18 protein-coding genes, 1 tRNA gene and 1 riboswitch are annotated in these 19,756 nt (G+C 58.3%); of the genes, 5 read left to right on the forward strand and 14 right to left on the reverse strand.

The genetic code is table 11. The features are described from left to right. Positions 1 to 56: 56 nt before the first annotated feature. From ACO6TG_RS00480 to ACO6TG_RS00530, 11 genes are all read right to left on the reverse strand, one after another. Entirely contained in the window at positions 57 to 1,127 is a 1,071-nt protein-coding gene (locus ACO6TG_RS00480) for a putative urea ABC transporter substrate-binding protein (protein ID WP_422378971.1), read from the reverse strand. A gap of 110 nt (positions 1,128 to 1,237) precedes the next feature. Next, a riboswitch (guanidine-I (ykkC/yxkD leader) is annotated at positions 1,238 to 1,354 on the reverse strand. Between the two features lie 227 nt (positions 1,355 to 1,581). Beyond that, positions 1,582 to 2,625 carry a glycosyltransferase family 4 protein gene (locus ACO6TG_RS00485; RefSeq protein WP_422376400.1) on the reverse strand — a complete coding sequence of 348 codons (1,044 nt, stop codon included), beginning with the start codon at positions 2,623 to 2,625 and terminating at the stop codon, positions 1,582 to 1,584. Positions 2,626 to 2,888: 263 nt separating this feature from the next. Further along, on the reverse strand, positions 2,889 to 3,077 hold the full coding sequence (locus ACO6TG_RS00490) for a hypothetical protein (RefSeq protein WP_422376401.1): 189 nt from the start codon (positions 3,075 to 3,077) through the stop codon (positions 2,889 to 2,891). Positions 3,078 to 3,131: 54 nt separating this feature from the next. Further along, a complete protein-coding gene (locus ACO6TG_RS00495) occupies positions 3,132 to 3,719 on the reverse strand; it encodes an SRPBCC family protein (RefSeq protein ID WP_422376402.1) in 588 nt (195 codons plus the stop codon). 21 nt (positions 3,720 to 3,740) lie between these two features. Continuing rightward, positions 3,741 to 4,544 carry an XdhC family protein gene (locus ACO6TG_RS00500; protein ID WP_422378821.1) on the reverse strand — a complete coding sequence of 268 codons (804 nt, stop codon included), beginning with the start codon at positions 4,542 to 4,544 and terminating at the stop codon, positions 3,741 to 3,743. Positions 4,545 to 4,630: 86 nt separating this feature from the next. Then, complete coding sequence (locus ACO6TG_RS00505) at positions 4,631 to 5,833, reverse strand: vWA domain-containing protein (protein ID WP_422376403.1); 1,203 nt, start codon at positions 5,831 to 5,833, stop codon at positions 4,631 to 4,633. A 4-nt stretch (positions 5,834 to 5,837) separates the two neighbouring features. Next, positions 5,838 to 6,719, reverse strand: a complete 882-nt coding sequence (locus ACO6TG_RS00510) for an AAA family ATPase (RefSeq protein WP_422376404.1) — start codon at positions 6,717 to 6,719, stop codon at positions 5,838 to 5,840. A gap of 208 nt (positions 6,720 to 6,927) precedes the next feature. After that, a complete protein-coding gene (locus ACO6TG_RS00515) occupies positions 6,928 to 9,348 on the reverse strand; it encodes an aerobic carbon-monoxide dehydrogenase large subunit (RefSeq protein ID WP_422376405.1) in 2,421 nt (806 codons plus the stop codon). Further along, positions 9,345 to 9,854 carry a (2Fe-2S)-binding protein gene (locus ACO6TG_RS00520; protein WP_094070767.1) on the reverse strand — a complete coding sequence of 170 codons (510 nt, stop codon included), beginning with the start codon at positions 9,852 to 9,854 and terminating at the stop codon, positions 9,345 to 9,347. The genes ACO6TG_RS00515 and ACO6TG_RS00520 overlap by 4 nt, the downstream gene beginning before the upstream one ends. Positions 9,855 to 9,877: 23 nt before the next feature. Beyond that, entirely contained in the window at positions 9,878 to 10,744 is an 867-nt protein-coding gene (locus ACO6TG_RS00525) for an FAD binding domain-containing protein (protein WP_422376406.1), read from the reverse strand. Positions 10,745 to 11,170: 426 nt separating this feature from the next. Beyond that, the gene (locus tag ACO6TG_RS00530; protein ID WP_422376407.1) at positions 11,171 to 12,433 is read right to left on the reverse strand and encodes an MHYT domain-containing protein; all 1,263 of its coding nucleotides are present in this window, start codon (positions 12,431 to 12,433) and stop codon (positions 11,171 to 11,173) included. Positions 12,434 to 12,664: 231 nt separating this feature from the next. Between ACO6TG_RS00530 and ACO6TG_RS00535 the strand changes: the two genes are divergently transcribed. Beyond that, complete coding sequence (locus tag ACO6TG_RS00535; RefSeq protein ID WP_422376408.1) at positions 12,665 to 13,429, forward strand: SDR family NAD(P)-dependent oxidoreductase; 765 nt, start codon at positions 12,665 to 12,667, stop codon at positions 13,427 to 13,429. Between the two features lie 103 nt (positions 13,430 to 13,532). Then, positions 13,533 to 13,895 (forward strand): MerR family transcriptional regulator, encoded by a 363-nt coding sequence (locus ACO6TG_RS00540; RefSeq protein ID WP_422376409.1) that lies wholly within the window; start codon positions 13,533 to 13,535, stop codon positions 13,893 to 13,895. 112 nt (positions 13,896 to 14,007) lie between these two features. On the opposite strand, the gene ACO6TG_RS00545 is transcribed toward ACO6TG_RS00540, so the two are convergent. Further along, a complete protein-coding gene (locus ACO6TG_RS00545; RefSeq protein ID WP_422376410.1) occupies positions 14,008 to 14,694 on the reverse strand; it encodes a hypothetical protein in 687 nt (228 codons plus the stop codon). A 38-nt stretch (positions 14,695 to 14,732) separates the two neighbouring features. Next, entirely contained in the window at positions 14,733 to 15,218 is a 486-nt protein-coding gene (locus tag ACO6TG_RS00550) for a hypothetical protein (RefSeq protein ID WP_422376411.1), read from the reverse strand. 381 nt (positions 15,219 to 15,599) lie between these two features. Here ACO6TG_RS00550 and ACO6TG_RS00555 point away from each other — a divergent pair, with 381 nt between their 5' ends. Next, positions 15,600 to 16,376 (forward strand): hypothetical protein, encoded by a 777-nt coding sequence (locus ACO6TG_RS00555; RefSeq protein ID WP_422376412.1) that lies wholly within the window; start codon positions 15,600 to 15,602, stop codon positions 16,374 to 16,376. 106 nt (positions 16,377 to 16,482) lie between these two features. Here ACO6TG_RS00555 and ACO6TG_RS00560 read toward each other — a convergent pair. Then, positions 16,483 to 16,572: transfer RNA gene (locus ACO6TG_RS00560), tRNA-Ser, on the reverse strand. A 774-nt stretch (positions 16,573 to 17,346) separates the two neighbouring features. Between ACO6TG_RS00560 and ACO6TG_RS00565 the strand changes: the two genes are divergently transcribed. Together ACO6TG_RS00565 and ACO6TG_RS00570 are read left to right on the forward strand one after the other, a co-directional pair. Beyond that, the gene (locus ACO6TG_RS00565) at positions 17,347 to 18,465 is read left to right on the forward strand and encodes a septal ring lytic transglycosylase RlpA family protein (protein WP_422376413.1); all 1,119 of its coding nucleotides are present in this window, start codon (positions 17,347 to 17,349) and stop codon (positions 18,463 to 18,465) included. Positions 18,466 to 18,537: 72 nt separating this feature from the next. Further along, positions 18,538 to 19,734 carry a D-alanyl-D-alanine carboxypeptidase family protein gene (locus tag ACO6TG_RS00570; RefSeq protein WP_422376414.1) on the forward strand — a complete coding sequence of 399 codons (1,197 nt, stop codon included), beginning with the start codon at positions 18,538 to 18,540 and terminating at the stop codon, positions 19,732 to 19,734. Positions 19,735 to 19,756: the final 22 nt, after the last annotated feature.

Below are 19,756 nucleotides of genomic sequence, written 5' to 3' on the forward strand. Positions count from 1 at the left end.
CTCGCCCCGTCGATGCGCCCGGAAACAAGGTCCGGACGCACCCGTTTCAATCGAACTCAGAGCGTGCCTTCGGCAGCCATCGCCATGAAACTCGGATCGAACTTGAGTTTGACATTGCCGCTGTCGCCGTAGACCGATCCGTCGGGGAACGAGACACCGACAAATTCCGGGCTGGGCGCACCTTCGCCCAAGATGCCCTTTTCAAACAGGAATTCCGCCACGAATTTCATGGTTTTCGGAAGCTCTGGCGACTCGGTGAAGGCGACCGCTTCGGCGGGCGTGTAGAACATCTTGGTTGTGGCAAGCTGGGCATCATACCCGGCCAGGTCCGTCCCGGATGCTTCGGCCATCGCTGTCCGCGCGGCAATGCCTTCTTCGCTGTCTGAAGACATGATCCCCATCAGCTCATACCAGGCACCGACCAGCGCCTTGCCGAAGTTCGGGTTGTCCGCGAGCGTTTCCGTGTTGACCATCATGACGTCGATGATTTCACCGGGAATTCCGGAACTGTCGAACACCTTGGTCGCATTCGGCTGGGCTTCGATTTCAGAAAGAAGCGGGTTCCAGGTGACCACCGATGTAACGTCGGGCGTGGCATAGGCCGCGATCATGTCGGCGTCAGACGTGTTGACCACGGTCAGGTCACGTTCACTCAACCCCACGGTGTCGAGTGCACGGGCCAGAAGGTAGTGCGATACGGACAATTCAACGAGGTTGACGGTCTGGCCCTTGATGTCGGCCAGCTCGGTCTTGTCTTTCAGGATGATGCCGTCATTGCCGTTTGAATAGTCGCCGACGATCAGGGCGGTCGTGTCTACGCCGCCACCGGCCGGAATGGACAGGGCATCCATGTTGGTCATCGAGCAACCGTCATAACCCCCGGCTGTATACTGGTTGATGGATTCCACATAGTCGTTGATCTGCACGATCTCGACGTTGATATCGTACTTGTCGGCCCATTTCTTCATGATGCCGCTGTCCTGGAGATAACCCCAGGGCATCCAGCCGACATAGATCGACCAACAGACCTTGAAGTCGGACTTTTCTTCTGCCTGCGCAGGCATGTAGGACATGGGCAGCGAAAGCGCTGCGGCGAGAAGGGAAGCTTTGGCAATCGATTTCAGCATCTGTGCGCGTCTCCTGTCATGGGCCGGACCGAGAAACGGTCTGGTTTCCGTCATGAGATTTCTGCGCACGTCCGGGAGCCAGGTTCGCGCGCGCGAAACCTCGTGCAGTTGTCTCCCGGGTTTTTGTCCCGCCGTGTTACCGGTCTATGTCGGCAATGCACCATTTCGACCGGCTTGCACCTCTCGGTCCTGCGTCGTGTCCGACCGGATCCCTAGGCGCGCTGCACGATTACATTTCAGCAAAAGCGGTGCCAATTTTGACGATGAGAGGATTTATTTCGTTTTTACAGGCACTTAGGTAAAGGCATCTGGTCGGCTGAGGATGACAAGAAGAAATGCAGCCATGAATTTGAGTAAAAAACAGGCATCTGTGAGCAGAAACACGCCACGGCGCGGCAGGTGGGACTCAGGATTGACGAACGCTACAGGTGCCTGAATCAAACAACGGCACAAATCAGGCCGCCTTGTTCCGCTTTCCCTTTTCAAACGCCTCCTGGGCGCGTTCGATATTGTCCAGGAACTGATCCGTGCAGGCGGACCAGCTCTGTTCAAGGGCGACTGCCCGGCAACGCTCGCGCGGAACATCGAGAGCCTTGAGGCAGGCTTCGCGCAGGTCTTCCGAAAGGAACCCGACCTCATTACCCCCGATCACGTCGACCGGCCCCATGACAGGATAGGCCGCCACAGGCGTACCGCAGGCCAGGGCCTCCAGCAAAACCATTCCGAACGTGTCCGTTCTGGAAGGAAACACAAAGACATCCGCAGCCGCAAAATGACTGACCAGCTCCGGTCCGGTTCTGGCCCCAGCAAAATAGACATCGGGATAGCTGCGTTTCAGGCTTTCAAGCTGTGGTCCGTCTCCGACAATGACCTTCGAACCTGGCAGATCGAGGCTCAGGAACGCTTCCAGGTTTTTCTCCACCGCAACCCGGCCGACATTCATGAAAATCGGCTTTGGCAGATTATCCGGTAACACGGACGAAATCTTCGGCTGGAACTGCTCGGTATCCACACCGCGCGACCAACGCATCAGGTTGCCAAAACCACGTGTCTTCAAATCGGTCTCCAGCATGGTGGTCGCAACCATGCAACCGGAGCCGGAATTGTGAAAACGGCGTAACCAGGCATAGAGCGGTCCGAGCGGCAGCGGCATGCGGGCGGCGACATATTCCGGAAAGCGCGTGTGATAGCTGGTGGTAAATGTCCGGCCCATCTTGCGGGCGGCAGACGCAGCAAGAAGGCCCAGCGGGCCTTCGGTTGCGATATGCAGATGCTCGCAGGCGCTATCCTCGATGCGGCGCATAAGCGTGCGACGCCGTGTCAGCGACAGGCGAATTTCCGGATAGGTCGGGCAGGGGACTGTTCTGAACGCCTGAGGCGTCAGAAACTCCGACCGAATACCGCGCCTCGTCAATTCCCGAGCCGTGTATTCCAGCGTGCGGACAACACCATTGATCTGCGGATACCAGGCATCCGTGACAAACAGAACCGACGTCATGCGATGATGGAATGCATCTTGAGTGACCGGGGAGGCCTCGCACCACAGTCAAAGAATTTGCACAGGATCGTTTCGCTCAAATGCTTCTTCCAACAGCTTGTACTGGACTTCTCGTGTCGTTGACACGCGACTCATCTTGATGTTTCGAACAATAGACCGTTGAAACATAGGCGAATAGCGACGCAATTAAAGTCCAGTGCACATAATTCTGGTGGCAAGGCAAGCATTTTTCAATCTGGCGTCCCCACAAACGGGGATGTTTCTTAGCTGGCGAAAGAACAGATCTGTAACAGCGGGGCCAGGTGATCCTCTGCGAAGCCGAGGCAGCAGGAATGTGCGACGGCCAGAAATGCGGTCAGGACAATGCCTGTTCCCAGAGCCAATTGAAGCGACGGATCGCGCCGGATCTCGCGAATGCCGGTCTCCTGTTGTGCGTCCAACTGGTGATACATCTATGTTCCTCCCGATCTGATCCGGCGCTGTGTCGAACAGCGCCGGAGAATTGCTCATTCTGCGGCTTCCGACACCTTGTCGTCTTCGTCTGACGGTTTCTTCTTGCCTCCGAATAGACCGCCCAACCAGCCTTTCTTTTCAGGGGTATCAGCGGCTTCTGCGGACTCTGCAGTTTCCGGATTTTCTTCTTCGCTGGTTTGCGGCGCAACCTGTTCGCCAAAGGCCGTGAAAAACTCGCCTGCCAACCGCTTGGCGGTGGAATCAATCAGGCGTGCCCCGAGTTGTGCAAGCTTTCCACCGACCTTTGCATCGACATCATAATGCAGGATCGTTGCGTCCGGCCCGTCTGCTTCCAGGCGGACCTTTGCACCACCACGTGCAAAGCCCGCCACACCGCCGGATCCTTCACCCTCGATCGTATAGCCATTGGGCGGATCAAGGTCGTTCAGCGTGACTTTTCCGCCGAACGTCGCTTTAACGGGTCCGACCTTCAGCTTGACCTTTGCCTCAAGTTCCGTGTCGGAATGCTTGATCAGTTCCTCGCAGCCGGGAATGGCAGCTTTCAAAACGTCGGCGTCGTTCAGGGCCTCCCAGACCTTGTCTATCGGTGCGGCGATCCGCTGGCTATCGTTCATCTGCATGCAGAAGGTCTCCGTCAGGTGTTAGATGTGTTGAATTGTGCTTTGGCGCTGGTCTTTCCGGCGAACCATCAGGATTTCCGCCAGGATCGACATTGCGATTTCCTCCGGAGTGATCGCACCCAGATCAAGGCCCGCAGGCCCCTTGATGCGCTCCAGATCGAGTTGTGCCAGCCCCTTGTCCAAAAGTTTGGTCTTCAGGGAGGCCATCTTGCGCCTGCTGCCGACAAAGGCGATGTGCCGGGCAGGGACCTTTAGCGCCTCTTCCAGCGCTGAGAGGTCGCCGCGCCCCTGGGTGGAAACGATGATATACGTGTCTGCCGGAACCGGCGCCACCGCCTGGAAGCCTTCCACCTTGACCACAGCTCCCTGCACCGCCTCAAGGTCCTCAGACGGCGCACAGACCGTGATGTCAAAGCCTATGCCTGGCCCCTGAAGTGCAAGTGCCTGCGCGACAGGACTGGCGCCATAGATGACAAGGGCGGGGCGGGGCAGGACAGGTTCGATGAAAATGTCCATCGTGCCCTGGCTTGGGCACATGTTTTTCGCGAACTGCACCCCCTCGCGTTCTTCCCCCGGTTCAACACCGAGCTCTGCCAGCAAATCGGCAGGCTGAATGGAAATCAGCCGGGTCTCGCCATCCTCGAAGGCTGCCTTGGCTGCCATGATCACGGCCCCCCGCGCGCAACCGCCACCGATCCAGCCACCGACAATGGATCCGTCCCTGGCGATGACAGCCTTGGCGCCAGCCTTGGCAGCCGTAACCGAGATCGTCCTGACGACCGTTGCCAGAACAAAAGGTTCCTTGTCGCCCTGAAGCCGGTTCATCAGGGTCGCAAGATCGCGTGTCACTTCAGGCGTGGCCGACTGATGCGACCCGGGAACGGAATGTTTCAACGGAGCGTCTCCCATTGCTAGAGCCTTGCGAGATAGGGTTCGAGGGCCGCAAGGCTCTCCAGATTGTGGGCCGGAGCGAAGAGGTCCACGTGGGGCAGGGCTGCCTTCATGCCGGCCGTTGCCGGTTCATAGCCTTCCCAGCCGATCATCGGGTTGAGCCACACGATACGCCGGCACCGCCGGCGCAAACGCGCCATTTCAGCGGCCAGGGTCTCGGGTGCACAGGTGTCGTATCCATCCGACAGGATCATCACGCAGGTTCTGGAGTGAAGCACCCGGGCCGCATGCCAGCGGTTGAAATCTGCAAGAGCTTCGCCGATCCTGGTGCCTCCGCCCACGCCCTGTGCCATGAGGCCCATCCTGTCGAGCGCTCTTCCGGCATCCCTTTCAGACAGAGCGGACGAGACATGCACCAGCCGCGTGTGGAACAAAAACGCCTCGGCTTCCCTGAAGTTGTCGAGAATACCGTGAACGAAACGGGTGAAGACGCCCGTGTAATTGTTCATCGAACCGGACGCATCCAGAAGCACGACGAGACGAAGTTGGCGCTCGCGCGGTCCCTTATGAATGAGTTCAAGGGGCGTTCCGCCATGCGCGATAGAGTGCCGGATGGTTCGGCGCAGGTCGAGCCTCGGACCTTTCCGTTTCTGACGATCCCGACGGGTCAGACGCACGCGCATGGACCTGGCCAATCGTTCGGCCAGCTCATGAGCCTTCTTCTGAGCGTCCGGGTCCTGGATGTTCCTGAAGTCGACCTGGCCGAGATTTTCAGCAATGCTGGCACCTTCGCGACGGCCGGACGGCGTGTCGCCGGTCTCCTCATCCTCTTCGCCGGGCTTGCGCTCGACATCTCCGGCAAGCGTGTCCTGCTTTGTTCCCTGGGCGTCCATCAGTTCACGCACGGTCTTCATGTTCCGGCGTGTGCTTGTGCCGGACACCTTGACCCCGGACTTCACACCCCGACCCAGCCAGTAGGCGTCAAAAAGCTCATCGAAGCGCTGCCAATCCGAGTGGCGCCCGCAAAAAAGCGTCCTGAAAGCAGTCTTCAGCGATGACGGCCGATGCAGCATGGATGACCGGATCAGCGCCATCGCATCATCGGTCTCCGCGAGGCCGACCTTGAAACCGCTGTCCCGCAGAGATCGCACAAACCCGGCCAGCCGCATGCGCAGCACGGCACCGATATCTTCGCGGCTTTCAAGGGGCAGGGGTGTGCGCATCAGATCAGGCGACCTTTCCCAGAAGCCGGTCGGTCACATCCGCCGTAACCCTCGCCTTGTCCTCTCGGGTCTTGAGAACGCAAGTCAGGGTGTCGAAAACAAGTTCACGGCTCTCGTGGAGGTTCTTTGCTCCAAGGCCCAGCAAAGCCGCGGCCCAGTCGATGGTCTCCGCTACGCCGGGCACCTTCGCCAGGTCCTCCTTGCGCAATCGGCCCATGAGCTCTGCGATCTGGAACGCGAGCGCAGCATCAAGTCCCTCGACTCTTGACAGCAATATCCGGGCTTCCCGATCCGGTGTTGGATAGTCGACATAGTGATAGAGACACCGTCGGCGAAGCGCGTCCGATAGTTCCCTTGTGCCGTTGGAGGTCAAGACGACGCGCGGGACGGAGACGGCTTCCACCGTTCCAAGTTCTGGAATGGACACCTGGAATTCGGACAGAAGTTCGAGCAGAAACGCTTCGAATTCCTCATCGGCCCGATCGATTTCGTCGATCAGGAGCACCGGTGGTTGGTCCTTGCGGATTGCGGCGAGCAGCGGGCGTTCCAGAAGATACTTTTCCGAAAAGACCGCTTCTTCGACATCTTCCGCGTCGGCCGCCGTACCTTCTCTTGCCTTGATTGCAAGCAGTTGGCGCTGGTAGTTCCACTCGTAAATCGCGTCGGACTGGTCGAGCCCCTCGTAACATTGCAGACGAATGAGTTCGGCATCCTCAAGCCGTGCGAGTGCCTTGGCAACTTCCGTCTTGCCGACCCCGGCTTCCCCTTCAAGCAGCAGGGGACGGCCGAGCATTTCGGTCAGAAGCAGCGCGGTCGACAGTCCTTCGTCGGCCACGTATCCGGTCTCCGCCAGCGCTTTTGCCAGTTGCTCTTTGCTTTTGCTCATCGGGTCTGCAAACTCTTCGCTGAATTCATCTCGTCATGGCCGGACCGGATCCGGCAATCCATGCCGTTGCGGTGCCGTGAAATGTCGTTTCGACAAAACCGCTGAAACGGCATGGATCCCATGGTCTGGCCACGGGATGACGAATTTAGGCAGGGCCGCGGAACAGGCATCTCTTGTCCAGGCGCCTGTTTCGCGGTCCTGTTTCACATCAACCGTGTGCTCCAAGGTCCTTGGCCGCCTGCCAGATGCGCCATGAGTCATGCGGCATCTGGATATGGGTGGCGCCCAGGAACTGGAAGGCGTCGTTAACGGCATTGGAGAAGGCCGGTACGCCGCCGACATTCGGGCTTTCACCGACGCCCTTGGCACCGATCGGGTGATGCGGGCTCGGCGTCACCGTGTAATCGGTTTCCCAATGCGGGGTCTCGACTGCGGTTGGCAGGAAGAAATCCATGAAGGATGCGCCAAGCACGTTGCCCATCTCGTCGTAGCGGATCTCCTGTCCCATCGCGATGGCGAAGGCTTCCGTCAGTCCACCGTGAACCTGGCCCTCGATGATCATCGGATTGATGCGCGTGCCGCAATCGTCGAGCGCATAAAAGCGCCGTGTCTTGGAAACGCCCGTGTCCACATCGATATCCATCACACAGAAATAGGCACCGAACGGATAGGTCATGTTGGGCGGGTCATAGTAGCTGACTGCTTCCAGACCGGGTTCCATGTTCGGCGGCGGCGCATGGTAGGCCGCCCAGGCGATTTCCTTCATGGACTTGCGTGCCTGCGGATTGCCCTTCACCTGGAACCCGTCAATGTCCCATTCAAGGTCATATTCTGAGACTTCCAGCATATGAGCGGCAATCATCTGGGCCTTGTTGCGGATCTTGCGTGCGGCAAGGGCAATGGCAGCACCTGCAACGGGGGTGGAACGCGATCCGTAAGTGCCGAGACCGTAAGGCGCTGTATCGGTATTGCCTTCTTCGACCATGATGTCGGCTGCCGGAATGCCGATTTCCGTCGCGATGATCTGAGCCCAGGTCGTCTCGTGGCCCTGGCCCTGGGATTTTGTCCCCATGCGTGAGATCACCGACCCGGTGGGATGAACCCGGATCTCGGCACTGTCGAACATGGCAACGCCCAGAATATCGCAGTTCTTGGACGGCCCCGCACCGACGATCTCGGTGAAGAACGAGACACCGATGCCCATGATCTCGCGGGTTTCACCGCGCTTGAACGCCTCCTGCTTGGCCTTTTGTTCCGCCCGGAGCTCGCGATAGCCGATCGTGTCCATCGCCTTTTGCATGGCGGTGTGATAGTCGCCGCTGTCATATTCCCAGCCGAGTGCCGACTGATAGGGGAACTGTTCCGGCTTGACGAAATTCTTCATGCGAAGATCCGCCGGGTCCATGCCGAGTTTCTGCGCAAGCACGTCCATTGCCCGTTCAATGCAATAGGCAGCTTCAGTCACGCGGAAAGAGCAGCGATAGGCGACACCGCCCGGCGCCTTGTTGGTGTAGACACCATCGACTTCCAGATGCGCTGTCGGGAAATCGTAGGACCCGGTGACGATGTTGAAGAACCCGGCCGGCCACTTGGACGGATCGGCGCAGGCATCAAAACCGCCATGGTCGGCCAGCACATGTACTTTCAGGCCGGTAACGGTGCCGTCGCTCTTGGCAGCGATTTCCGTCGTCATGTGATAATCGCGCGCAAAGGACGTGGTGGAGAGGTTTTCCATCCGGTCCTCGACCCATTTCACCGGAACACCGGTGACGATGGACGCAACGATTGAACAGATGTAGCCCGGATAAGCGCCCACCTTGTTGCCGAAGCCGCCGCCGATATCCGGCGCGATCACGTGGATCTTGTGTTCCGGAATGGTGGACAGCAGTGAGGCGACCGTGCGGATGACATGCGGCGCCTGAAAGGTGCCCCAGACAGTCAGCTCGCCCTTCACCTTGTCCATGGAGGCGACACACTGGCAGGTTTCCAGCGGCGAGGGATGGGTCCGGTGATAGGAGATCAGTTCCTTGATGGTGACATCAGCCTCAGAAAACGCCTTTGAAGTCTCGTCCTTGTCGCCCACTTCCCAGGTGAAAATGTGATTGTGATGTTTGCGCGGCCCGTGCGCCCCTTCCATCTTGCCGTCGAGATCGGGTCGCAGAACAGGCGCATCCGCATCCATCGACTTGAACGGATCGGTCAGAACCGGCAGCTCTTCATACTCGACCTCGACCAGCTGAATGGCGTCGTCCGCGATGTAGCGGTTTTCAGCCACCACAAAGGCAACTTCCTGGTTCTGGTAAAGCACCTTGCCGTCGGCGAGCACCATCTGGACGTCGCCGGCAAGGGTCGGCATCCAGGCAAGATTGACGCCTTTCAGGTCTTCGGCCGTCAAAACGGCAATGACGCCCGGAATTTTCAAGGCTTCAGTGGCGTCGATCTTGGTGATCTTGGCATGCGCATAGGGTGAGCGAACAAAGTCGCCGAACACCATGCCCGGCAGTTTCAGGTCATCGACATACTGTCCCTGGCCCTGCGTGAACCGAACGTCTTCCACGCGTTTGCGCTTGCAGCCCATGCCTTCCAGGGCGGCTTCGCGCTGTTCCCGTCTCGGGGTCATGTCATTCATTCTGCAGCCTCCTGAAAGTCCGTGCCGTTCAGCTTGGCTGCGGCATACTGGATGGCCTTGACGATGTTCTGGTATCCGGTGCAGCGGCAGAGATTGCCGGCAATGCCCATGCGGATCTCGTCTTCCGTCGGGTTCGGGTTCTCTTTCAGCAACGTGTGCGCCCGCATGATCATGCCGGGCGTGCAATAGCCGCACTGAAGCCCGTGCATCTGGCGGAAGCCTTCCTGAAGCGCCGACAAGGTGCCGTCCGGATTGGCCATGCCCTCAACGGTGGTCAGGTCCGCCCCGTTTGCCTGAGCCGCAAACAGCGTGCAGGACTTGACCGACATGCCGTTCATTTCCACGGTGCAGGCACCGCAATGGGATGTCTCGCAACCGATATGCGGTCCGGTCAGGTCCAGGTCTTCCCGCAGAAAATGGATGAGAAGCGTGCGCGGCTCCACGAAGCGCTGCACTTTCTTGCCGTTGACGGTCATCGTCACCGGGATTTGTTCGATGTCACTCATGAATGTCTCCCATGGTCCCGGTTTCAACCAGCTGCACGGTCTGCGGCGCGCGCAAGAGCGCGTTCCAGCATCACGCCAGCCATTTTTGTGCGGTATTCCGCCGGTCCCCGGCCATCGGACGCCGGCTCAGTGATGGCTTCGGCAGCCGCAACCGCGCGTTTGACGGTGTCCTTGTCGAGGCTCGAGCCGGTCAGGATTTCGCCGGCTTCAGCGGCATGGAGGGGCGTGTCCGCCACATTGGTCAGCGCGATGGAGCAGGTCGCCACCGTTCCGCCGGACATGGTCAGTACGACAGCCGCTGCAGCGGTCGCATAGTCGCCGACCTTGCGCTTCAGTTTCTCATAGGCATAGCCGTGGCCCGCAGGTGGCACAGGGATTTTCACCGAGGTCAGGATTTCTTCCGGCGCGAGTGCAGTGAAATAGGCGGCTTCGTAAAAGTCGCGCGCTGAAACTTCCCGGGCTCCGTCCGGACCGGTCAGGACATAGGTTGCATCAAGGCACTGCATCAGGCCCGGCATGTCATTGCCCGGGTCGCCATTGGCGACATTGCCGCCGAGTGTTCCCATGTAGCGGATCTGTGGATCGGCAATGAGAAGGGACGTTTCACGAATGATGGGCAATTTTGCTCCCAGCAGATCCGAGTTGATCAGATCGTTCTGGGTGGTCATGGCACCGATACTGATCGCGCCACCTTCCTCTGAAATGCCTTTCAGATCGGATATGCCGCCGAGATCCACGAGATGTTCCGGCGCTGCCATGCGCAGCTTCATCATCGGTATCAGGCTGTGACCGCCTGACAGCGGACGGGCCTCGTCGCCATGGCTGACAAGAATGGCGACGGCTTCGGCCACGGTTGATGGCCGGTGATAGGTGAATTCACCAGGGATCACGTTCTTCTCCTCCCTCCTGCGGTCTCAAAGACGAAACCGTGAACCGGTGAAGGTGAGGGAAGACCAACTGTCTGGTTTCCGCCCGCTTCGCCGTTTCAACGCTGCCCCCGGTCGGGGACAGGTTTTCGCATGAGGAAAGCGTGCAGAAGGGTGCAGCGCACACTCAATGGCGCATGCATGGAGCGCTGCAAAAGTTGCACGGATAACGGGTTACTCTGCACGAAATACGGCAGTTTGCCTGTCGCATTTCGTGACAAGGAGATCGCCCGAACGTAACAATTCGTTAAAACGCAGACGGTTAGGAGCGGCAACTAACCTTTCGGGAAAACCACCCTGACGTGTACGCCGTTCGTGCAGGATTACATCAATGACGGTGATTTTGCGATCTTCTCGCAGCGCACACGCTTTCGGAGAGCACACAAAGGTCTATTGAGCTGCTGCCGGATGGTCCCGTGCGGGTTGCACCTCGGCAAGATCTGTCAGCTTCGCTTTCACGCGGCCCCAACGGGATCGGCTGACGGGAACCGTCTGGCCTTCGTCCCCCGCCAGAACCAGCACGCCGCCGTCACCGGAGCGGTTGAAGCTGGAGACCTGGTGCAGGTTCACGATGTGACTGCGATGCACCCGGCTGAAGACCTTTGGGTCCAGCTGCTGCTCGGCTTCACTGATGGAAAGCGGACAGAAAAACTCGCGGCTGCCGTCATAAAGCCGCGTGTAATGCGCATCGGCGTGAATGGCAAAGATCTCCGGAATCCCGATCTGGGCTTTTTGCCCGTCGCACTCGATCGGCAGGGTCCGTTTGGCTGTATTTGCCGCAGTGCGCACCGGCCTCGCTGCGGCCTGAAGCCCGCTGGCCGCTTTTCTCGCCGGTTCTGTTTCAGGCAATCGCGCGACGGAAGCCTCTTCCCCAGGAATTTGACTTGCAGCTTTTCCAACAACCTGCGTCTCTATCTCGGCATCGGGCGTGCTCACCGTGTCACTTGCGGCCTGGGCGGGCACCAGGGCCAGAAGAAACAGACCGGAGACGAGAAAGGCGACACAGGACACGACAATCGCCAACATGCCCGGGCTGAAAACCGGAGACAGTCCGGGGTCGGCTTTGGCCACCAGCTCATAGGTCAGCCCGGTCATGGCCGTGTAATGCATGGCTGCGATCGCCAGAGCCAGGACAATGGCTGAAATCAGGATGGGTGGGCGCCGCCCGAAGCCGAACAACAGCCAGATGGCAAGTCCGGCGGCATTGAAGGCGATCAGGAAACTGGCAAAGACATAGGCGGGATCGTGCTGCATGTGGAGCGAATCGTGCAGCGCATACATGCCGAGATAGTGCATGGTGCAGATGCCGCTGCCCATGACAAAGGCGGCAAGGCCCAAGCGAACGGGCGTGAGACGCGCATTGCTGGCAGCAAAGACCGCGATGCCAACTACCAGCACACAGACCAGGAAAGACAGGAGCGTCGGCAGCACCAGGAAATTGGCGGCAACCGGCAACCGGGCCGCCAGCATGCCGACAAAATGCATCGACCAGATGGCCAGCGCGAGCGTCAGTGCGGCCCCGGCCAGAAGCAGGCGCCGGCGCGCAGGATCGGCCCGGCCGACCTGGACGGCCAGGTTCAACCCGACAAAACTCCCCTGAAATGCCATCACGAGAGACAGCGCCACGAGCCACGGCTCGTGCATCACCGGCATGCCGACTTTCACCTCCCAGTCTTCCGAAGCACATGGCTCCGGTCTCCTCCTGCGGAAATGATAAGCGAAAGGGGAAGGGGCGGCAATTGGTCGTCTTTGAAAGACAAGAATATTTGCCGCCTCAGAAAAGCGCTCTGACCCGAACACTTTCCCCTTGACCCTGACACTAGTGTCAGGCCGCTAGGCCTGTCTGCACACCGTTTTCAAGACTTGCAGATTGGACAAGACAAGATGACCCAAGAACACACCTGGCAAGGCACCGTTGCAATCGTCACCGGAGGCAGCTCCGGCATTGGCAAGGCCACCGCATTGGCCCTGGCCGAGCGCGGCGCAAAGGTTCTGATCACCGGGCGCAGCGAAGAAAAACTTCAGGAAGTGTCAGCGCTCAAGAATACCATCGAGACTTTTCAGGCTGACAGTGCAGACCTAGAAACCGGTGAACGCCTTGTCGCAGAAGCAACCCGCCGTTGGGGGCGTCTCGACCTTGTCGTCAACAATGCAGGCGCCGGACAGCCACTGCCAATCGACGCCTATGAGGCCGACGCCATTGCCTCCATGTCTGCCGTCAACATCATTGCCCCGTCACAGCTGGTCAAGGCCGCACGGCCCGCGTTGCGCGAAACCAGGGGAGCCATTGTCAATATAGGGACCGCCGTCAGCCGCAATGCCGCGCCGATGCTTGCGCATTACGCCGCGACGAAAGCGGCGCTGGAACATCTGACCAGATCCTGGGCGACTGAACTGGCCGGCGACGGCATTCGTGTGAATGCCGTGGCGCCAGGTCCCGTCAAAAGCGGCGCACTGACGGGGATGATGGGTCTGCCGGAAGAAATGGCACGCCAGATCGAAGCGCAGGAGACAGAACAAATTCCGCTCGGCCGCCGCGGATTGCCATCCGACATTGTGCCGTGGATCCTGCAGCTGGGCAGTCCGGACAATGCCTGGCTGACGGGCCAGATCCTGACCGTTGATGGTGGCTGGTCGCTTCGAACCTGAGCAAGAACCTGCGCCGCACGGAGACCCGTTTCCGTGCGGCGTGGTGTTCGATCCGCCGTGCAGTCCCTACATAGATCTCGACACCTTCCGGAAAGGACACAGGATGCAAGCCAAGGAAGCCGCCGAAAAACTCGGGATCAGCCAGCGCATGCTGCGCCACTATGAAAAAGCCGGTCTCCTTTCGGTCGGCCGAACGGTCAATGGCTATCGCCATTACACCGAAACCGACCTGCGCCGCGCGGCCCGCATCCGAGATTTCATCGCCATCGGTTTTTCCACCCGGGAACTGCGCGCCATGAAGGCCTGTCTGGCAGACGAGGGGGCAGGGCCCTGCGAAGGCGGAATAGAACGCCTGACGGAAAAGCTGACCCACATCGACCAGCTTCAGGCCGATCTAGACCTCCGCCGCAACGCCGTACTGCAGCGCCTCACGGCATTGAGGCGCGATCTTGCGCTGGCAAGCTGACAGTTCAGCAAAGGCGAATTCTGGGTCCGGGTAAAAAAACAATCAAACGACCAGCCAAAATATAGATAGCCATCACTATCGCCCGAAACTGGAATTCTATGCTTCTCCGATATCAGGAAGCTGCCTTGAGCATTTTTTCTTCGCGCTCCTTCTTCCAGGGAAGACAATTGCGAAATTTTTGGTCCGACTGTCTTTTTTGCGCCTCATACCAATTCTTGAGATATGTCGCGTCTCCGTAACGTGCGTCAGACAAGAAAGTCATGTTGTTATGAAACAGAACTTCCCAACATGCCTGTCCCGGACCATCTATGAACCTGCAATAGGCCTCATCAGAAGACAGCAGTTCCGGGTTCGACAACGCGCTGAAACACATGTCCCGGTACACTTGAGCGCGTTCGGTCGGATTTCTGTTCTCTGTTCCCAATTGGTAACCGATGAAGACAGTTATCGTGAAGGCCAAAGCGGCAGGGACCGCAGCAACTCCCTTTCCCCCCTTGTTTTCAAATAGATAAACGGTGATACCGCCAATCAATCCCAAGACCGCTGGAATAATGTCGCCGACCACGCCGACGCGGCTCCAGCCTCCAGCCATGCCGACAGCCGTTCCAAGAAAGGCCATCGTGATGATTAGGAGTGCCAAATATCGTGAGGCCCTTGACCCAAGAACGGACTTGGACCGGAATCTCGTCCGTTTTCCAAACAGTTGAAAAAGGGCAATCAGAACAAATGAAACAACCAGGCTGACGATTAGATACGTCAGCAATCCATTTACAGATGTTGGCAAAACATAGAGCTGCAACGGTCATCTCCAACTTACTATTAAAAAGAATAAAAAAATCAGTTTCCTGAAACGGAACCGAGGGCACCGGGTTCCATTTCAACAATCTTGTTGAACTCTTGAATTTTGTTCAGTTGAAAAGTTCTGAGAGTTTGGTCGGAAACCGATGATTGGCCCCACATGCCCGGGTGCCAGTTTCCTCCAATAATGGACGGGTTCGAATGCATTGGTTTCGGGTCATAAACAATACCCGTCTGGCAACGCGCTTTTTCAGTCGCGTCTACGATTTTGTCACAGTCCTTTTTTTCCTCAGCCACCGAGATGACGGGGGAAAAGACCGTGAAAACGGCAATAATCAACAATAGCGTTCGAATGCGCGACATAAGTACAAACCACTCAAAAAAAGCAGGCTCAATTCTAGTTTGAAAACGCTTTTTTACGCAACCCCTTCTCAGAACCGGCAATGCTTTCTCGCTCTGTTTTAATAGTCGCAGAGTGACATCTGCGATCCGGACGGGTTCTGGAATCTCAAGACCGAAAAGCACCGTTTCTTGTGTTCGTGCCTCGCAGGGCAGCAGGGAACCAATGGTTCGAGAAGATTGTGCGCGGTTCGGGGGTGCTCAGATTTGTCGGAGTCGCAGTGTGGATTGTCGCGCGCCCGGAGCCGGTTGTCAGCTAGGTCAAACCCTAACTTCAAGCCCGTTTCGGGAAGGCGGAAACATGCGGCGATCTGAAGAAATCCGATTGTCGATTGTATCTAAACCGGTTTTGACGGAAGAGCCAGCAACTCGACCTGGACAAGCTTATCGGAAAACACGATCTGAGCACGTGTTCGTCAATGACACCGAGATTTCCGGCAAGTTGCGATGTCGCCATTGCGGCCGTAAAGGTGGTGCTTCGACGTTGATCCATGCCAGGGGGTGAGCATGAAATTGATGATGGGCGGATCAATTGTCTGGATCCTCGCAGGAATCTTAGTACTCGTTTCTTCTGCAGGATGTGAAACTTCGCCTGCAAGAGCTGTAGTAGCCTGCCTCACTGCGAACGAACTTGGCGACTTTCTCGCTGGTGTTTTTGCGCCACTGGCCTTTGCCTGGCTGGCGTATGCGGTTGTTATCCAATCAAAGGAGTTAGCCGCTCAAAAAGAAGAATTACGGCTAACGAGAAAGGAGATGGAGCTAACGCGAAAGGTCGCAATTGAAGCCGAAGATGCGACGAGAGCACAGGCCGAAGAGGCAAGGCGGAGTGCTGAGCTTTTCAAAAGTCAAACGCAGCTTATGGAGGAAGGCAAGAAAAGGGACCAAGAGGCTCGGTCACATGACGACTTTGATCACCTGGTTTCATCGCTATATGAGAGCATCCTGAGCGATGCAAACATGATGATCCCACCGGAAGAAAATTACATCAGGCGATCCTCTGGTGTGTCAGGCTTTAGAGCTGCACTAGGTAGTTGCATCGATACCTTTGCGGCGTGGCAATTCGCAGGAAGCTTCGAACTGAGTGAGGCGGAACTTCGAGGCTTCGTCAAAGCCTTTCACGTAAGCAAGGCGTTTGAGGCGCTGCTACCTGGCCTCTCAAAAGTTGACAAGCTGGTTTACGAAGAATGGGGGATAGCAAAGTTCAATGCCAAGGCTTCAGAAATCGCCAGCAGTCTCAACCCGAGTGACCTTGCAGATTTCATGGAACGCCATGCCATGGACTAACAACTCTGGGCGTCCCGTAAAACAGCAAGCCACAATTCGACCGGCACCAAGCAATAACGAGCTTCGCGCCGAAGGCCGGTCAAGCCGGTCAGTACAAGAAAGAAAATGGCGGTGAGGGTGGGATTCGAACCCACGGTACGCTCTCACGCACGGCGGTTTTCAAGACCGCTGCCTTAAACCACTCGGCCACCTCACCGGACAGCACGTGAAGCACCTTGGCGGTGCGGCTGCCGTTCCCGTTTCCTCTGTCGGGATTGGAAAGTCAAGAGATTGATTTCATTGACCAGCCAATAATCCGAAATACGTGTGGATCGGCAACGCTGCCCCCGCAGACAAGCGAAAGATCTCAGGAAGAAGGGAAGGGCTCCTTTGGGATGTTCCGGTGCCGCCGGCTTCAGGGTAGGGGCAGGACGTGCACAGCGGGCACCGGAACATCGCCAAAAGGCGTGGCCGCCGGTCCGGTGTCGTGGGCAGGGTTTTGAACCGGCGGCCGAAGCTGGAGGTGGGGTCCAGCATTGCTGTGACAGGGCGGTCATCAGCAATGAGTTGACCCTAGGCTGATTTGACGAGGCCGGATGTGACCTACGTCACACCAGCTGCGATTGACGATTTTTGTCCACCTGTGCCCCTACGGCAACAGTTGGCACAGGACACATTCGGGATGATTTTCTCAAAATATTTCAGTCTGTTACAAAGCCTTCCGGAAAGCTGAATGCTGCACCTGCGCTCGAAATCGGTGGAGAGGCAATTTTCACACGCTGATCTCTCTCGACGCCCGGTTTACTTTGAAGTAAGAAAGTTGCGCTTTAACAAAGGCATAAGCGGGACGTGCAGCGGGGGCAGTGTGTCTTGCGGGGACTGATCAACAGATCGGACTTGTGCCTTTAGGACCGGCGTGGACGAAAACCACACGCCGGAATAATTGCGTGAGCTGCGGGGCCGCCAGCGCGTAAGTGAGTAGGACGGCAGTATGCAAGGGACAGGCGGGCAATCCAGCCATATGGCAGAGACGTCTTTTGGGCGCGCAGCCAGGTCACCGGAAAAAGGCGCTCGAAAAGAGCGGTCTGTCTGGAAACAGGTGCGCACCAGTCTGATCACGATTGCGGCTGTCTCGGCCGTCGCGGCCTGCAGCTCCGCACCTCAGGAAAAAGCCAAGTTCAGCCCGAAAAAATACGGCGTCAAAGGCAGCCCGCGGGTCGTCGCCGCCGGTAAGCCTGTGCCGAAGGGTGGCGGCCGTTACGTAGTCGGAAAGAAATACAAGATTGCCGGCAAGTGGTATTACCCGAAGCATGAACCGAACTACAAGAAGACCGGCCTGGCATCCTGGTATGGCCCGACCTTCCACGGTCGCAAAACCGCCAATGGCGAGGTGTTCGACCGCAACGCCCTGACCGCCGCGCATACGACGATGCCCTTGCCGTCTTATGCCCGCGTCACCAATGTCAACAATGGCCGCTCGATGATCGTGCGCGTCAATGACCGCGGTCCGTTCCACGGCAACCGCGTCATCGACCTGTCCGAACGTGTTGCGGGCATGCTCGGCACGAAGGAATCCGGCGTCGGCAAGGTCAAGGTCGAATATATCGGCAAGGCGCCGCTCCACGGTCAGGATGAAGCCTACCTGATGGCCTCCTATCGTGGCCCGGGCGCTGTCGAGCCGGGCGCGACCATGCCGGGAACCCTTCTGGCTCAGGCACCGATCGTTACCCAGCCGGTGACCTTCGGCAAGGTACCGGCACCGGCCGCACGTCCTTACCAGACCGCAGCAGCGGCACCGGCACGCCAGCAACCACTAACCGTTGCTTTCGATCCTGCGATAGCGTTTGAAGCTGGTGCACCTTCCATTAAGGTGGCCTCGAACAACAGCTTTGAGCCGGTCGGCACCGCCTACACAGCTGAGCCGGCTCCCACCGGACAATCTCTCGGCGTGCTGAGAGTTCCGGCGCCCGGCACCTTGAGCGAAGGCAGCGCTGTTTCTTCCTTTGCCGCGAATCGTCGTATCTCGGACGCTCATTCGCTTCTGGCAGATCTTGGCGACACCGGCTTGTCCATGCGCCAGCTGACAGCCAAACTGCAAAACGGCGGCTAAGCGCTTTCGCGCCGGTTACGGCCGGCGCCACCTTGCCGCGATCTGAACGCTAACGGCAAGGCAGACGGATTGATGCATCCGGCACACAAGACTTCCAGTTCCTTTGGTTATTCAGTTGTTTTCGCCTTTCTGCTGGGGCTCGGTTTCCTGACAGGCCTGGTGGCAACGAGCAAAGCCGCTGAAACCATCGTCACCAAGGCGCCGATGGCGTTTTTATACGAACCGTCCTCCGGAACGATCCTATTCGCCAAGAACGCCGACCAGACCTTCAGGCCTGGCGCCCTCGCCAAGGTGATGACGGCCGCGACCGTATTCCAGGCGTTGAAAGACGGCGACATGTCTCTGGATCAGCTCTGCAAGGTCAGCGAGCACGCCTGGCGCACGGGGGGAGCGCCCTCCGGCCGCGGCGCCACCATGTTCGCCGCGATCAAATCCGATATTGCCGTTGAAGATCTGTTGAAGGGTCTTTTGGTCCATAACGGCAATGACGCCGCCATTATCCTGGCGGAATGTCTGGACGGCTCGGAAGAGGCTTTCGCGGGCCGCATGACGTCGCTGGCTGAAAAGATCGGCATGGAAAACAGCCGCTTCGCCAACCCGACCGGCTACGCGGAAAAACCCAGCCAGACCTCAGTCCGCGATCAGGCCCTCCTGGCCGAATACATCGTGGAGACCCACCCGGACCTCTACCAGATATTCCAGATGCCGGAATTCACCTGGAACAAGATCTTCCAGCGCAACAAGAACCCGCTTCTGGGCGAGATACGCAATCTCGACGGCCTTGGCGGCGGAAACGATGTTGAGGACGGTTATTCCGGTCTCGGCTCCGTCGACAGAAACGGGCGCCGGGTGATCGCCTCCGTTGCCGGGCTGACCTCCGACAAGCACCGCCTGCAGACTTTGAAGGAGGTTCTTGAAGGCGCGTGGGAATATTTCACCATCAAGACCGTCTTCACCGCCGGCGAAATCATTGCGGACGGCCGGGTGTTCGGCGGAACGCAAAGCAGCGTGCCGCTCGTTTCGCAAAACAATGTCGACGTGTTGTTGCCACGCGGCCCGACGCTCGATTACCGGATCCGGGTGGTCTATTCCGGTCCGCTCGCCGCACCCGTCGCCGAAGGCACGCCCGCAGGCGAAATCCGGGTGATCGGAAAAAATGGCATTATCTATCGTGCTCCGCTGGTGACCGGGGCGTCCGTCAAGTCGGGAACACTGATGGGGCGCGCCCTGGACGGGTTGCAGGAGCTGCTGTTCGGCTGGATCGGCTAGGGGTCTCCACAAAGATGACAGC

The sequence above is a fragment of the Roseibium sp. genome, assembly GCF_965233565.1.
GTDB lineage: Bacteria > Pseudomonadota > Alphaproteobacteria > Rhizobiales > Stappiaceae > Roseibium.

Excerpts from the sequence above, each read along its gene's own strand:
- ACO6TG_RS00505 (WP_422376403.1), bottom strand. The coding sequence starts at position 5,833 with ATGCGCACACCCCTGCCCCTTGAAAGCCGCGAAGATATCGGTGCCGTG.
- ACO6TG_RS00520 (WP_094070767.1), bottom strand. The coding sequence starts at position 9,854 with ATGAGTGACATCGAACAAATCCCGGTGACGATGACCGTCAACGGCAAG.
- ACO6TG_RS00555 (WP_422376412.1), top strand. The coding sequence starts at position 15,600 with ATGAAATTGATGATGGGCGGATCAATTGTCTGGATCCTCGCAGGAATC.
- ACO6TG_RS00485 (WP_422376400.1), bottom strand. The coding sequence starts at position 2,625 with ATGACGTCGGTTCTGTTTGTCACGGATGCCTGGTATCCGCAGATCAAT.
- ACO6TG_RS00515 (WP_422376405.1), bottom strand. The coding sequence starts at position 9,348 with ATGAATGACATGACCCCGAGACGGGAACAGCGCGAAGCCGCCCTGGAA.
- ACO6TG_RS00570 (WP_422376414.1), top strand. The coding sequence starts at position 18,538 with ATGCATCCGGCACACAAGACTTCCAGTTCCTTTGGTTATTCAGTTGTT.
- ACO6TG_RS00495 (WP_422376402.1), bottom strand. The coding sequence starts at position 3,719 with ATGCAGATGAACGATAGCCAGCGGATCGCCGCACCGATAGACAAGGTC.
- ACO6TG_RS00540 (WP_422376409.1), top strand. The coding sequence starts at position 13,533 with ATGCAAGCCAAGGAAGCCGCCGAAAAACTCGGGATCAGCCAGCGCATG.
- ACO6TG_RS00510 (WP_422376404.1), bottom strand. The coding sequence starts at position 6,719 with ATGAGCAAAAGCAAAGAGCAACTGGCAAAAGCGCTGGCGGAGACCGGA.
- ACO6TG_RS00490 (WP_422376401.1), bottom strand. The coding sequence starts at position 3,077 with ATGTATCACCAGTTGGACGCACAACAGGAGACCGGCATTCGCGAGATC.
- ACO6TG_RS00530 (WP_422376407.1), bottom strand. The coding sequence starts at position 12,433 with ATGCCGGTGATGCACGAGCCGTGGCTCGTGGCGCTGTCTCTCGTGATG.
- ACO6TG_RS00565 (WP_422376413.1), top strand. The coding sequence starts at position 17,347 with ATGCAAGGGACAGGCGGGCAATCCAGCCATATGGCAGAGACGTCTTTT.
- ACO6TG_RS00500 (WP_422378821.1), bottom strand. The coding sequence starts at position 4,544 with ATGAACCGGCTTCAGGGCGACAAGGAACCTTTTGTTCTGGCAACGGTC.
- ACO6TG_RS00480 (WP_422378971.1), bottom strand. The coding sequence starts at position 1,127 with ATGCTGAAATCGATTGCCAAAGCTTCCCTTCTCGCCGCAGCGCTTTCG.
- ACO6TG_RS00535 (WP_422376408.1), top strand. The coding sequence starts at position 12,665 with ATGACCCAAGAACACACCTGGCAAGGCACCGTTGCAATCGTCACCGGA.